At 59.6% G+C, this 13,659-nt stretch carries 13 protein-coding genes and 1 pseudogene; 8 read left to right on the top strand and 6 right to left on the bottom strand.

Annotated elements, in window-relative coordinates; translation table 11 throughout:
* The first annotated feature begins 253 nt into the window (after positions 1-253).
* Entirely contained in the window at positions 254-514 is a 261-nt protein-coding gene (locus P4U43_RS15965; RefSeq protein ID WP_277359631.1) for a hypothetical protein, read from the top strand.
* Between the two features lie 32 nt (positions 515-546).
* Here the strand turns inward: P4U43_RS15965 and P4U43_RS15960 are convergent, their stop codons facing one another.
* A complete protein-coding gene (locus P4U43_RS15960) occupies positions 547-750 on the bottom strand; it encodes a cold-shock protein (RefSeq protein WP_277359630.1) in 204 nt (67 codons plus the stop codon).
* Between the two features lie 218 nt (positions 751-968).
* Here P4U43_RS15960 and P4U43_RS15955 point away from each other — a divergent pair, with 218 nt between their 5' ends.
* Positions 969-1,643 carry a GAF and ANTAR domain-containing protein gene (locus tag P4U43_RS15955; protein WP_277359629.1) on the top strand — a complete coding sequence of 225 codons (675 nt, stop codon included), beginning with the start codon at positions 969-971 and terminating at the stop codon, positions 1,641-1,643.
* 149 nt (positions 1,644-1,792) lie between these two features.
* Complete coding sequence (locus P4U43_RS15950) at positions 1,793-2,188, top strand: hypothetical protein (RefSeq protein WP_277359628.1); 396 nt, start codon at positions 1,793-1,795, stop codon at positions 2,186-2,188.
* Positions 2,189-2,242: 54 nt separating this feature from the next.
* On the opposite strand, the gene P4U43_RS15945 is transcribed toward P4U43_RS15950, so the two are convergent.
* From P4U43_RS15945 to P4U43_RS15925, 5 genes are all read right to left on the bottom strand, one after another.
* Positions 2,243-4,582 (bottom strand): DEAD/DEAH box helicase, encoded by a 2,340-nt coding sequence (locus P4U43_RS15945; RefSeq protein WP_277359627.1) that lies wholly within the window; start codon positions 4,580-4,582, stop codon positions 2,243-2,245.
* A 2-nt stretch (positions 4,583-4,584) separates the two neighbouring features.
* Positions 4,585-6,486, bottom strand: a complete 1,902-nt coding sequence (locus tag P4U43_RS15940; RefSeq protein WP_277359626.1) for a site-specific DNA-methyltransferase — start codon at positions 6,484-6,486, stop codon at positions 4,585-4,587.
* A gap of 945 nt (positions 6,487-7,431) precedes the next feature.
* The gene (locus P4U43_RS15935; RefSeq protein WP_277359625.1) at positions 7,432-8,037 is read right to left on the bottom strand and encodes a class I SAM-dependent methyltransferase; all 606 of its coding nucleotides are present in this window, start codon (positions 8,035-8,037) and stop codon (positions 7,432-7,434) included.
* Between the two features lie 72 nt (positions 8,038-8,109).
* Entirely contained in the window at positions 8,110-8,889 is a 780-nt protein-coding gene (locus tag P4U43_RS15930) for a phosphotransferase (protein WP_318533043.1), read from the bottom strand.
* A gap of 117 nt (positions 8,890-9,006) precedes the next feature.
* Positions 9,007-9,561 carry a GNAT family N-acetyltransferase gene (locus tag P4U43_RS15925; protein WP_277359623.1) on the bottom strand — a complete coding sequence of 185 codons (555 nt, stop codon included), beginning with the start codon at positions 9,559-9,561 and terminating at the stop codon, positions 9,007-9,009.
* Between the two features lie 218 nt (positions 9,562-9,779).
* Between P4U43_RS15925 and P4U43_RS15920 the strand changes: the two genes are divergently transcribed.
* The 5 genes and pseudogenes from P4U43_RS15920 to P4U43_RS15905 all read left to right on the top strand — a co-directional run.
* On the top strand, positions 9,780-10,883 hold the full coding sequence (locus P4U43_RS15920; RefSeq protein WP_277359622.1) for a tyrosine-type recombinase/integrase: 1,104 nt from the start codon (positions 9,780-9,782) through the stop codon (positions 10,881-10,883).
* Positions 10,880-12,382 (top strand): tyrosine-type recombinase/integrase, encoded by a 1,503-nt coding sequence (locus tag P4U43_RS15915; RefSeq protein WP_277359621.1) that lies wholly within the window; start codon positions 10,880-10,882, stop codon positions 12,380-12,382. Before P4U43_RS15920 ends, P4U43_RS15915 begins: the two co-directional genes overlap by 4 nt.
* Entirely contained in the window at positions 12,369-12,752 is a 384-nt protein-coding gene (locus P4U43_RS15910) for a DUF6262 family protein (protein ID WP_277359620.1), read from the top strand. The genes P4U43_RS15915 and P4U43_RS15910 overlap by 14 nt, the downstream gene beginning before the upstream one ends.
* Before the next feature lie 328 nt (positions 12,753-13,080).
* Positions 13,081-13,344: a helix-turn-helix domain-containing protein gene (locus P4U43_RS18120; RefSeq protein WP_404800761.1), complete on the top strand. Its 264-nt coding sequence runs from the start codon at positions 13,081-13,083 to the stop codon at positions 13,342-13,344.
* Between the two features lie 74 nt (positions 13,345-13,418).
* Positions 13,419-13,659: pseudogene (locus P4U43_RS15905) on the top strand (hypothetical protein); the annotation flags it as partial.

The raw sequence follows: 13,659 nt of genomic DNA, 5'->3' as shown, positions 1-13,659 counted from the left end.
GGCCTCTGCGCCCACGCCCCGCGAGTTCGCCCCAGCCCGCGCGGCAGGGGCATGCGGACTCACGCCGGTCGAGCTAGCACGCGAGCTTGGTAGGAGTCCCAAGACGATCCGGCAGGCGCTGCGCAAACAAGTACGGCAAGCTGCCGTTCGAGGGCGACCGCTGGGGTGCTCTCACGCCCGAGCAGGAGGACTACCTCCGTGCGCGCTTCCGCTGAGTGCTGAGGGCGAAGTTCTGTCAGTTGAGCCGTTGCACTTGGAGGATCTCGACGACGAGCACGCAGCTGGGTTGAAAACCCACTACCCACGAGAGAAGGCCGCGGTGCCGCCGAACAGTGCACTTGCTATCGCTGGCCTTGAACGGGTCAGGGCAGAAATGATCACCACGGTGCTGGCGATCCGGGAACGCTACGAGGACCATGTCGATGACCTTGGGCAACGGCTGCTCAGCGCCGCCGTTCAGAATGTTGTATCACTCGATGGCCGCTTGCAGCAGATGCGCGAAACACTCAAATAATCGGCTGTTGGGGCGCTTGTCCTCAGCGTGGGTTAGAGCGGGCGAATGTTTTCCGCCTGCAAGACCTTGGGCCCCTGGACGACGTCGAATTCGACTTTCTGGTTTTCTTCCGGTGAGCGGTACCCGCTGGACTGGATGGCGGAGAAATGGGCGAACACGTCCTGGGACCCATCGTCGGGGCTGATGAAGCCGAAGCCCTTTTCGGCGTTGAACCATTTCACGGTGCCAGTTGTCATCGCATTCCTCTCTGAGATGAGTGCTCACATTATTGCGCACGCTGAGAGAAGAGCACCGCTACGGATTCCCTTTACTCATGAGGAACGGGTTTGCGGATGAAACGGCAAGCCGGTCATAAACTGAGCTTTTACAAGTCATCGAAAGAGCGTGGGTTGGTGTGGGAACTGATCAGAACGAGGGAACCCGTGCTTCCGGGCAGGATGACCTCGCTGTCCGGTTGAGTGAGCTCGCCCGCGAGTTGCAGTCCGCCGAAACCGAGGAAGCGATCCTCTCGGATCTGGTCCAAGCAGCTGTGGAGATCATTCCTGGCACTGACGAGGCGTCAATCAGTGTTGTCTTGGGGCGTAAGAATGTTGACTCCCATGCCCCCACCGGCGACCTGCCCGCCCAGGTTGACGCGCTTCAGATGAAGGTCGGGCAAGGTCCTTGCCTGGACGCCGTCTTCAACGAACGCACCGTGCTGGTCGCCGACATGAGCAAAGAAACGCGCTGGCCGAAGTTCAGCCGGGCGGCTTACCAGCTCGGCGCCCACAGCATGCTCTCGTTTCAGTTGTACGTCGAGGGTGACAATTTGGGAGCGTTGAACCTGTACGGGCGGCAGGTAGGGGCGTTCACGGAGGAGTCAGAACATGTGGGCCTGCTGGTGGCAGCGCACGCCGCTGTAGTGTTCGCCGATTATCAGAAGCTGGATCAGTACAAGCAGGCCATGGATACCCGGGATCTGATCGGCCAGGCGAAGGGCATTTTGATGGAGCGCTTCAAGATCAACGATCAGCAAGCATTCGTGATCCTGACCAAGGCCAGCTCCCTAACAAATACCAAATTGCGGGACGTGGCCGTTCATCTGGCTCATACCGGCGAGATCCTTGCAGAAGTAAACGCCGAAGGCTGATCCTGCACGAGCACGGCGCAAAGGGCCTCCTGCTATTGCCGCCACTGTAGGGTTGGAGAATAATCCCCAGCATGCTTACTAAGAAAAAACCTTCGTTGTTTGGATCCCTAACTAGAGGTGCGGCAGCCGGGGTCGCCGCCACAGGAGTGATGACAGCCTTCCAGAAGTTCGTGGAGATGCCCTTGACGGGACGCGCTACCAGCTTCGCGCCTGCTGATCTTGCCGAGAAAGTGCTGCGGATACACCCAGCAACCGAACAGGGTCGGCGTCAGTTGAACTGGGCAACCCACTTCGCTCTCGGCACGATGTGGGGAACCGCCCACGCAACCGTCGTACGAAAGGGCCTGCGAGGACCGAAGGCCATCGCTGCCGTATTCGCCACCGTCTACACCGGTGATGTCCTGCTCAACACCGCCCTCGGCCTCTACAAGCCCGGCACTTGGACAGCCCAGGACTGGGCTGTGGACATCATCGACAAGTTCATCCAAGCGGCAGCGACCGGCGTGCTCTACGAGAACCTCTTCGCTTCCCGAACAACCGAGTAACGCTGGAAGGTTGTGAGACAGCAGCGGGAGGAGTGGAGCGGTGATGCGGTCGGCCTAGTCCTCGTCCTCGGGCACTCTAACGAAGGACTTCGCAACCGATTCTAGGTCTTCGTGCGGAAGCGGCCTCAGGTCTTGGCCGGAGCCGAGCTCCCAAACTGAGAAGCCGTCCTTGCTGTCGGCGGTCCCATCGGACTTCCACGTTCCCTCAGTCACGAACTTCACCACGACGTGGGTCGGAACGTCTTTATGTGGCTGGATAGAAAGTAGCTTGCGTCGGGCATCGCCTTCGACGATGTGGCTTCCCTTGGTGTCAACGCAGATCACTTCACCGTCGACCCAGATGAGGAAGTCGGGGAAGAACCAAACCGTCTGCCCCTGTGTGACCAGTGGGATCTTGTACCCAGTTTGCGACCTGTTGCGCGCCCACGGCAGCCCCGTTTCGTCGATGGCGCGTGCGAAGCGACGTTCAAGGTCGTTCAGTCCGTCGTACCCCTCATGCAAGGCGTTCTTGAATGGTTCCATGCTTCCGCGGCGGACCAAAGTGCTGCCGACGACATATGGCTTGGGCTTGTGCTGTTTGATGACGGCATATCGCAAATAGGCATCGACCGCATCAGCGGCGCTATCGGCCAGGCTTCCGTATGCAGTGCTGCCGACGCCGACCTTGGCATCGAACTTCTCCGTGTCGGTGTTCATCACCATCAGTGCCGGCTTGTATCTGCGAGCAACCTCGCGTCGGAACACCCAGCGTGCGCTCACGCGGTTCGATTGTTCGAAGTCGACCCATTCGGAATCGACGGACTCTGAGGAGCCGATTGCCTGCTGTACTGTTCGTCGCCTGCCGACCCCGTAGGTGTTCACCGCGTCTAGTGAATAGTCATGAACCTTGGTGATGACCTTCTCCACTGGATCGACCGTTGGAGCGTTGTTGATGAAAGTGCGCGGAATTGCCAGCTGCTGTTTCGGTACCAAGTTTTCCGTCTGCTCCGTTCCTGGCGGAGAAGTGAGGATGCGGACTTCGGGGGCGTCGCCGCCGAGTCCTTTACGCACGTCTTCAACGACCTGGGCGAAGGAATCATTGCGGTCCACACGGACATAGAAGTGAGCGGTGTTCAAGCGGTCTGCCTCGTAGTGTGTCGCACCGGGCTGCCGCAGGACGCGCCCAACCACTTGCGTGATGTCGACCGTGGATTCCATCGTCTTGTCGATGTATGCGAAGTACACGCTGGGGTCGTCCCAGCCCTCCTGGAGGGTTTTATTGAAGATGATGTGTCGGAAATCGCCGGTTACGAAGTTCTCATAATCACTCTCGCCGCCGTTGAAGAGTGTGAAGTCGAGAGGCAGGGGGAAGTCCTTATGGGTCTTCAGGTCGGCGTACACCGCTATCTCGGTGGAGGGCACAGCGCACTGCTCCGTGAGGTAGCGCCATATCGTGATTGGTGGTGCCTGCCGTTGGTCGAACTCCTGTTCAGGGTTATCTGTCTGGCTTGCGTCGTCTGCCAAGATATTTGTGTTGCAGACGTAGATGGCTTTCGGCGTGAAGTTGAGCTTCTCCGCTTGCGCGCTTCTTTCCGCGTCGCGCAGATCCGCGAGCATCTCCGACACGGTCTCCTCCATGGGGGCGTTCAGGCCATCGAGGGAGATAAGTCCTTTCACGAGTCCTGACCCCACGACGGTGGAGGACTTGACCGAGGTTATGAGGTCCCCGTCGTGGTATCCAGCTGATGTCCTCAAAGGCTGGATTACCTCGGTGTCGAACTGAGCTGGGAAACGCAGCGTCGCGCTGGCCAGTAGGAATGCCGCCGGCTGCTGCTCGAAAAGCAGTGTTGTCTGTTGGTCACTGAGATTCTGCGCTTCGTCGTAGACCACGACCAGAGGGCGACGGTGGCCTTCGGCGGTTTCGCGGATCTTCAGCGCTTCCCACCGAGTGCTCTCTATGTTGTCAGTGTCGGCCGCGAAGATCTTCAGGTTGCTCTTCTCGCGGTCCTTTTGGTTGAACGTGCCCACCGTTGCGAAGTACAACAGGGCTTCCTTCGAATCGGCCGCGTCTTCGGGGTCGTACTCGCTCAGGAGGCGGACCGTGATGTCAGCTAGAAGGTGGTTGTACTTCCCGCCGTCGGCGAGGTTCGCATAGCTCTGTTGAACGACAACCTTTCCCTTCGATAGCCAAAGGATGACAGGCGGGAGGTCCGACAGGGCAGCGATTTCACTGACAGCTTGAGCCAGAATGGCTGTCTTACCCGACCCTGTTATGGATGACAGGGACTGGTAGAACGGAACATCCCGGCGCTTGGACCCGCGTCCGAAGACGATGGGTTCCGATACATATTCGACATAGCGGTCAGCGATCTGCGATGCAGCAACCTGCTGAAACTGGAAGAGCTCAAGCGCCATGATTACCCCTCCTCGGTAAAGGACTCAGTGCGAACATCCAAGCCAAAATCGGACAGGATTCTGTCGGGGATTTGGTACCAGACAACGTCATCTGTGACGAGCAGGTTGCGGCGGCTGTAGACGTGATAAATGTCCGCTAAGCCGGCTGCATCCGCTTCCTCTGTGATGGCCTCATAGACTTCTTCGGTCAGATCGGTGTTTGAGTTTGCCCCGGACCACACGAGGTAGATGCCTTCATTGCTTGCGTTCTTCGCCACTAAGTATGTGTAAGGCTCATTCCCTCGATTCAACGGGATAAGTACCGCTACCCGCCGACTGCCTGTGCTCGAATGCGAGGAGATAACCGTGTCGATCATCTCGTCACGTTCCATTAGCAAAAGAGTTTTAGCGTCGACCCTCTTTTCCAGAACCTTGAACGTGAATCCGCCGCCCATAGCCTGACCCTGTTCATTGGCCCAGTCCCCGTTGACAACCCGCTTGAGCCGATCGGCGGTTAGGGCACGTGCGTAGGAGTCACCTCGCTCTGGGCGTCCTTGTTCGACGAGTATGAAACGCCGATCAGACCCGGACAATACGTTGAGGCCGAGGACAGCATGACCCGTCGTGCCGGAACCCGCGAAGGGATCCAGGACCGTGCCGTGATCAGGCACCCATAGCTGGATCAGTTTCATCATCAGCTTCAACGGCTTCACCGTGGTGAAACCATGCCCCTTACCGACGATGGCCGTGAGTTCACTCGACCCGTCGCTGCTGCGTCCCGATTCCTCGAAGTCCCATGAGGTCGAACCGAGCTCTTCGGGAACATCGAGCTCCTCATCCGCCCAGTAGGTGACAGGCACCTTCCCCTTTTTAATCTGTTCCAGGTAGGTCTTCGTTCGTGGACGTCCCTGACCATCGCGCCCGAACCAGATGAAGGGCCATTCCGGCTCCGCAAGCCGTTTGGTGGCGAGCTCTGCGCTTTCCTGACTGAAACCATCTTTCAGGACGAGAGCCCTGACCTTGCCATCTCCGATCGACTTCTCCTGGTACGCGGAACCCCATTGCTCCACCCACGACTTGATGTTCCGTTTGGGATGCCGCCAGGCTCCTTCGCCGGCGGGATAGTGCATTTCACCCGTGAAGGGCGACTGGATCGCATAGTCACCCGTTTCCGCCCAGGTGCGGGCGGTCAAGTTGCCCTCGCGCCAAAGCCCCTGCGAGTCGTTATCTGGATTGCCGTAGCGCCGGTTGTCCGCATCGGTGCGCTCCAAGGAAGCAGTTTTCGTCCGAGCGAGGTTTCGGGCATAAACGAGCACATACTCCGTCGTCGTCGTAACCCCACCCTTGTCGGAGCGCGGAGCGGCCGTCTTCTGCCAGTTGATGATGGCAAGACGGTTCTCCTCGCCGAACAGCTCGTCGAGCATCTGGCCGAGGTGGAACAGTTCTCTGTTGTCGATGCAGATGGCCAGCACCCCGGACGGTTTGAGCATCGCCCGCATCATTTGCAGTCGCGGATACATGAACTTCATCCACTTTGTGTGTTTGGCGGGGTCATCACTACCCACGAACTCACCCATATCGGGATCGTTCGGGTCCTTGTCCCACTTGTCGTTGTATCGGAAGTCGCCGCCTGTGTTGTAGGGCGGGTCCGTCAAGATCATGTCTATCTGGCCTCGCTCACGGTAGAGAGAAGCCAGAGCTTGGAGGTTGTCGCCTTCAAGGATCAGATTGCGCGAGCGGCCGTGTTCGTCACCGACGCTTAAAGACTTCACCGTGCGCTGGTTGCGCGGACGCACGCGGCGTCCGATCTGGCGCGCGAGGACCTTCCCAGGAAACGAGAGATTCACTCCCGCTCCGGTTCGCTCACGGATCATCTCGATGAGTTGCTCAACCGGCAGCGTTTCGAGTTCTGTTGGGTCGTCCACTATGTATCCCTCTGTCGTAAATCAGGGCACACAGGTCCCACGGTTCGAGTATCCGCCTGCTGGCGAGACTCGACACAAGTGCAGCAGGTGCCGCCGACATTGAAGGCCAAAAGCCGCCATCAGCAACGTAATGCTCATCTCCGGCCACTCATCCGCTGTTTATAGGGCGGTATGCTGCGCACACGACCATCCTATCGACGCGATTGAGCCACGCTGAAAAGCGCGAGATGACGAAGTGGCTGGCCCACCGCTAACGGGCCATCGCATGGTCGCATGCATTGAGTTGATTGCATGCGTCGCAAGAAATGCATAAGCTATTGCATGAGCTTCCATCCTGCGGGGTGGAAGAAGTGAAGCCAGGACCCCCGCGATATCACGGGACCTGGCTTTCGCGTTTCTAAAGCTTGATCCGGGATACGACGATGTCCTGATCGATGACCGCGCTTATTCAACGAATCAGTGCGGGCTTCGAGCACCACGCGGGAACCTCCGAGGTCCTGAACCTCCCAACACAGTCGCTCCAGGCACTTCGCCCGCGCCCGTTCCTGCCGGCGGGGATCCATTGGAGCTGCCACAACAATCAAGTGGTCAAGCCCGAGAGCGGCGACCGTTTCGACTGATTGTGCTTTTGCTTTCGGTTCCAGGTCCCGCCAGTGAAGTTTCCGGCCGGCCTTGTGGATGGAATGCATGGCCTCCCGAGCGTGTTCTGCGGTTGCCTCATCCGCTAGGGCCACACCGAGCAGGTACATCGGCTCACTGACGTTAGTGAAGCGCATACTCTCATCACCCCACGCACCGACGGTCCCTTCCAACCTCGAGTCCCTCCAAACATCGTTATCTGAAATCGAGGCGGGTTACAGTACCGACCGCGCGCACATCCCAGTTTATCGATGCGTTGCACCTTCACACGTCACTCAGGCGCGAGGTCGCAGCGCGAAGCTCGATTCATGGGGTGTCGGCGCGACGGGCAACTACGGCACCGTGCGGGCGGTGGTGCAACCCGGTCCGAGTATGCGCCTCGACGATATCGAACCCCGCAACCCGTAACTCATGGCTTAACGCATCGGTCGGCCAGTGATAAGCGGTCACCACAGCATGGTCGAAGCTTTCGATTTTCGGCCCTTCGAAGAAGCCAATCAGAAGTCCACCGCCAGGACAGATGACGCGCGCGAACTCGCCCAAGGGCACTTGTATGGTGTCGGGTTCATGGTGGATCAGCGAGTACCAGGAAAGAACCCCGCCCACCGTTCCATCGGCAACGTCAATCGCGTCGAGGTTTCCAACGTCGAATGGGACGCCCGGGTAGCTGGTGCGGGCGCGGTCAATGAAGTCGGGGACCAAATCGACACCTGAGGCGCTGAGGCCTTGCTGAACCAGGTGGTGTGTCCAATGTCCGGGCCCACATCCAGCATCGATCACCTGCCCGACGATACTGGCCGCCCAAGTGTCTACCAGCTGCCGGTCGGAGGGGTGGACCGCAGCCATCGACCCGAGGTGCTCGGCGTACTCCATAGCACGGCGGGCATATCCGTCGCTTACTTCAGAACACATCTAATAAAGGTAGACCCAGGTGTCATCCGGATGAGGGAAGCTACTGCACGAACGGCCCCCATCCGGTGGTTTCTACCTTTCGAGTGCTTGTTTCCAAACGCCGTGATGCCGATCGACGTAATCGGCGGCGGCCCGCCAATGCTCACCATGCCCGTCGGCATACATGTTGGCCCATGGTTGGAATCCAGTTTCATGCGAACGCTTCAATAGCTCATACATTGCTGTGGTTCGCTTACTCATCGCATCTGGGAGTGCCTGGCGCAGTTCGGAACTGGCGTCGTATCCGTCGATGAAGGCGCGGAGGTTCGCAGCGGCATCGTCTATTGGTTGTCCCTCGAATAACGATCCAAAGGCTTGGGCGGCATAAGCCAAATCCCAGAGGCGGGTACTAGGCCCTGCACCATCCCAGTCAATGAATACCCACCGTTCCCCGATGATGAGGTTCCATGGAGCCAAGTCGTTGTGACACATCAGATCGGGTTCCGCGGTGGGTAGCGGCAGGTTCCAGTCGTCCACTTCAGGTAGGGGAATGTGTTCGCTCGCATCGTGAATCTGTCGGACCAGTCGGCCGACCCGGCGGAGGTCGTCCAGGCTGAGCGGAAGCGAGTCCAGTGCAGTTACTCCAGCTAAATACTCCACGACGTGCCGGTTCTCGGCGTCTCGACCTAGAGGCTCCGGTGTGTCCACGCCGTGAGAGCGAAGAGCCTGCATGAAGTTTTGAACAGCACCCGATGTGGGATGCCACGGCTTACGAACGGTGCCGCCGATGCGAACGACGCTATCCGAGGTGTTCCCGCCAACCAGTTCCTGTTCATCTTCAATCACCATCGCCAGATTACCCACCACGGGCACTCGGCCCAAGCCTGCTCAGTATCGGGCAGGTCAGCGCCGACAGCCCGGGGGAGCTGCTCCTATAGTTTCTGTTGCTCCAGAACCCGTTGTGCCAGCTTGCGGGCTGCGTCCATCCGCTCAGCAGAGGGGTAGTGACGTCGCGACAGGTTCACTGGCGTTTCCTACTTCGTAGTCGAATTTTGAGGCTCGAACCATGCGAACCGATCGCACGTCGTCGTCGGTTCTTACCGCCCCGTCGATAACATATCCATTCTTTCGGTAGAAGGCTTGCGCGCGCGGGTTGGGATCGGCGACCCAAAGCGTAGCGGGTGCGGTGGGGTCGATGACTGCGTTGAGGAGTGCCTGGCCCACTCCCGAGCCATGGAACTCGGCGTATGCGTAGAGGAGGTACAACTGCTGTGGCCCGTTGGCCTCGTCTAGGGACGGACCAGACATCGCAATGCCGATCATGTTGTCTTCATAGGAAGCGATGGCGGCGACGTTCCTGTTGTAGTTAGGGTCCGTCAGTGCCGCAGTCCAGAACTTCTCGCGCCAGCTCAGCAGCGCTGGGTCGTCCAACACAGCATCGCTCATTAATCCCCGGTAGGTCTCGCGCCAGGTGTCGACGTGAACTTTCGCCATACTCGGCACGTCCACGGGCTCAGCGGTGCGCACGTCAAAGGGGGCCTTCATTGCTCAATGATATTTGCACCTCATGCGCAGCAGTCTGGCTTGATGCTCCATTTGGCTGCCCTCGGAGACTCCGAGAAGAGGAGTTGGCAAAAAGGACCGATATCTCTAGTCCTCCCCATGCCGTCTGTCATGTAGCTCACGAAGGTTTAGGATTGTGGGCGCTTCGTCGTGGATGGGTTAGCGTCTTGTCCGTCCATGAGGCAGGCGACAGGAGCGCGATGCGGGTATCGAAGGTGCTGGATCCGGCTAGCAACGCGGTGTCGTTCACGCTGATAGGCGAGACAGGTGTAGTGGGACCAGCGGAGCGTTACCTACGCTATCTGGCCGAGACCGAGCGGTCACCGAACACGATCAAGGCACATGCTCACGATTTGAAGGACTGGTTTGTTTTCCTGAACGGTTACGGACTCGACTGGCAGTCAGTGAAGCTGGAGGACGTGGGGGCATTCATACGGTGGCTGCGGCGTCCGCCGGACGTGCGGGGAGAGGTTCTTTCGGTGCTTCCGACGATCGGGCATCATTGCGGCGAGGCAACGGTGAACCGCAAGCTTTCCACGGTGTCGATTTTCTATCAGCATGCCGCCCGCCATGGCCTTGACTTGGGAGAGCTGATCACCTGCTGGGACCCGTCCGCCCGCCAAAGAGGATGGAAGCCCTTCCTGCACCACATCAGCAAGGGAACCGCCAAACAGCGGAAGATGGTGAAGCTACCGTCCACGACGAAGATTCCGCGTCTGCTGACCCCCGTTGAGGTCCAGAGCATTTTGGATTCGTGCGGGCGCCTCAGGGATCGGCTGCTCTTCGCGCTGCTCCATGACTCCGGTATCCGGATCGGTGAAGCGTTGGGTCTCCGGCATGAGGACATCGCCGTCGCCGAACGGGAAATCACCGTCTGCCGGCGCGACAACACCAACGGCGCACGTGCGAAATCGCCACATTCCCGCACGATCCCGGTCACTGCCGAATTGATCCGGCTGTACGCCGATTACCTGGATGTCGAATACGGTGACCTCGATTCTGACTACGTCTTCGTCAACCTGTGGGGACGCCCCTATGGGAAGGCTATGACATATGCCGCCGTCCATGACTTGGTGCAGCGGCTCCGGCGGTCGACGGGCATCGCGTTCGACCCGCACTGGCTCCGGCACACTTATGCCACCCGGCTGCTGCGGGAAAACGTGCCGGTTGAGGTGGTCTCCAAACTGTTGGGCCATGCGAGCCTGACCACGACGATCAAGACCTACGCCCATGTCTCCAGCGATGATGCCCGCCGAGCGTTGGCTGATGCGGGATGGTTTAACTCCAGAACGGTGACCATATGACCACTCTGAATTCGGTGCCTGCACGAGACGACTGGACGGCGGCGCCCACCGGGAAAGTCGGACGGAATGTGACGCCGTGGGAGGCCGAGTTCCCGAAAGATGTCTGGCACGCGAGGGCACTCGGTATCGCTGCCCGCAGCCAGGTCACGGTCCATTTCGAGAACATCACCCGGCACTGGTTGAAACAGTTAGCCAAACGATGGGCCCGCTGGCGTCTGACGACCGGGCTGACCGTTGAATCCGCGGTACTGGGGACCAAAGCCGTGGAAAGCTTCAACGCGTTTTTGGACTCAACGAAGATGCCGGTCCATGGCACCGCCGATATAGATCGGGAGGTAATCGAAGGGTTCCTGGCATACCTGCACACCCACAGCGCCGGAGCAACATCGCACCGTACCCGCATCGGCCAGTTCAACACCTTCCTGCTCACGATGCGCCGCCACGGCTGGGTGACAAATCTGCCCAGTACCGCCCAGATCTACACCGAGGACTATCCCAAAGAGACCGCCCGGCAGCCCCGGGCACTGAGCGAACACGTCATGGCGCAGCTGGAAAACCCGGAAAATCTCGCCAAGATGCCCAGTCCTCATCACCGGCTGATCACACTGATTCTGATCCGGTGCGGGCTACGGATCAGCGACACTGTCGCCTTGACCCAGGACTGCATCACCCGGGACAAAGACGGTGCCGCATACCTGCGGTATCTAAACCACAAGATGAAACGCGAGGGCGTCGTTCCTATCGACGAGGAACTCGAACGGGCCATCGCAGAGCAAATCAGCTACGTCAACAGCACCGGCAACACCGGAAAACGACTGCTCTTCGCCCATGACCGCGTGGACGTTTACGGTGCCGGGCACATCAGCGGAAGCTCCTACAGCGCCGCTCTCCGGCGATGGGTCCGGAGCTGTAACGTCACCGACGAGAATGGCGCTCCAGCCATGGTGAGCCCGCACCGGTTTCGCCACACTCTGGGAACCAGGCTGATCAACCTCGATGTCCCGCAGGAGGTCGTACGCCGGATCCTGGACCACGACTCCCACCAGATGACAGCCCACTACGCCAGACTCAGCGACACCACTATCCGTAGGCATTGGGAAGCCGCACGGAAAGTCAACGCATCCGGCAGTGTCGTTGAACTTGATCCAGACGGACCACTGGCCGAAGCTGCCTGGGCGAAACAGCGGCTCGGCAGGGCAACCCAAGCGCTCCCCAACGGGTACTGCGGTCTGCCCGTGCAGAAAACCTGCCCGCATGCCAATGCCTGCTTGACCTGTCCGATGTTCATCACCACGGCCGATTTCCTCCCGCAACACCGCGAACATCGGGTCCAAGTCGTACAGATCATCTCCGCCGCTGAAGCCCGTGGCCAGCAGCGGCTCGCTGAAATGAACACCCGTGTGCTCGACAACCTGGACCGGATCATTGAGACACTCGACAACGAAGCGTCTGCAGCCCCGAACCGCAACCAGAAGGAGGACGACCGTGCGGGCAGATAACAGCCACCACATTCGGCAGGCCGCGGAGCGTCGGCACGAACTTACTCGCTCCAAAGCTGTGGCCGCACTGCGTGAGCTACAGAACCAGGGCTGTGCCGTCACCTTCGAAGCGGTAGCCGCGGCCGCCGGGGTATCGAGGTCCTGGCTCTACACCCAGACCGATCTACGCGCAGACATCGTCGGGCTGCGCGGAGACCGCCCACAACAACGCAGAGCAAACCGAAGCAGCGCCAGCACCGAGTCTCTGCGTATCCGGCTCAAGGCATCTTTGGAACGGAACCGCGAGCTCTCCAAAGAAATAGAACACCTCAGACACCAGCTGGCCCTCGCCTTGGGACACTCACGGCGACGGAACACCGCCGGCCCATAGACGAACGCTAGACCAAATGAGGGAACGGTTACCGGGGAAGTCGGTTCAACAATTCAAGTTCTTCTGATCGGCTCAGACCGGATCTACGTTCACGGTCAAGACCGAGGTTCCGCTCGTCGTCCAAGATCCGTTGCACGGTTTGACGGAGATCCTTCAATTCGCCGCCCGCAGCATGGAAAGAGGTGTTGTCCCGCTGCGCAAAGGCGACATCGGCTTCTGGTAGCCACAGGGGCAGTGATCGAGGACCAGCCCAAAATCGCACATCGTGTTCAATGAGCGGCGGCTTCTCACGGACGTCGCAACACCAATCTGAAAGAGGTGTTGGGTCATGCGCAGTTCGACGCGCCGATCGCGGAAAATGGGTCCAGAGGGCTTGGTCGAGAAGAAGCCCTTGTACGTTCAGCTCATGAAAGAAGGCCACTCCAACTCTGCAGCATGCAGGATTCTTGGAATCCACAAAAACACGGGCAGGCGTTGGTTGCATGGGCGCAACGGGGTCGAGGGCCTGGTGCAGCAGGGCTTGGACCCGAGACCCGGTAAAGCGGCTCTTCGGACATCCGGTGGGGGTGGGGGTCTGGGGCGTGCCGGTTGAGGGGTGGCATTGAGGGGTCGAGGTCCCCGAGGATCAGTAGCGCCAACCGCTGTTCCTAGTCCGAGGACCTCGACGTGTCTCACCATAGTTCGAGGCGCGCCGGTGCGCGCCCTGCCGATTGTCCTTGTTCGCGGGCGTGTTCGCGCTGCGATCTGCTGGTGGGCCTCGAGGGGGTGCATGTCGAGCAGGTCCAGCGCGTGGACGGCGTGCTCGTGGTGACGGTGTCGACGTCACCGCAACCGATGGGGTGTCCGGCGTGCGGGGTGATCGCGGTCGGTCGGGGCCGCCGCCGGCGGGTGCTCCACGGACTAGGAA

Source organism: Arthrobacter vasquezii, from assembly GCF_029455255.1.
Classification (GTDB): domain Bacteria; phylum Actinomycetota; class Actinomycetes; order Actinomycetales; family Micrococcaceae; genus Arthrobacter_D; species Arthrobacter_D parietis.
This window is presented reverse-complemented; position numbering and strand designations above follow the sequence as displayed.

Coding starts and splice junctions, on each gene's coding strand:
- P4U43_RS15920 (WP_277359622.1), top strand. CDS start 9,780: ATGCGGGTATCGAAGGTGCTGGATCCGGCTAGCAACGCGGTGTCGTTC.
- P4U43_RS15915 (WP_277359621.1), top strand. CDS start 10,880: ATGACCACTCTGAATTCGGTGCCTGCACGAGACGACTGGACGGCGGCG.
- P4U43_RS15935 (WP_277359625.1), bottom strand. CDS start 8,037: ATGTGTTCTGAAGTAAGCGACGGATATGCCCGCCGTGCTATGGAGTAC.
- P4U43_RS15925 (WP_277359623.1), bottom strand. CDS start 9,561: ATGAAGGCCCCCTTTGACGTGCGCACCGCTGAGCCCGTGGACGTGCCG.
- P4U43_RS15950 (WP_277359628.1), top strand. CDS start 1,793: ATGACAGCCTTCCAGAAGTTCGTGGAGATGCCCTTGACGGGACGCGCT.
- P4U43_RS15960 (WP_277359630.1), bottom strand. CDS start 750: ATGACAACTGGCACCGTGAAATGGTTCAACGCCGAAAAGGGCTTCGGC.
- P4U43_RS18120 (WP_404800761.1), top strand. CDS start 13,081: ATGCGCAGTTCGACGCGCCGATCGCGGAAAATGGGTCCAGAGGGCTTG.
- P4U43_RS15945 (WP_277359627.1), bottom strand. CDS start 4,582: ATGGCGCTTGAGCTCTTCCAGTTTCAGCAGGTTGCTGCATCGCAGATC.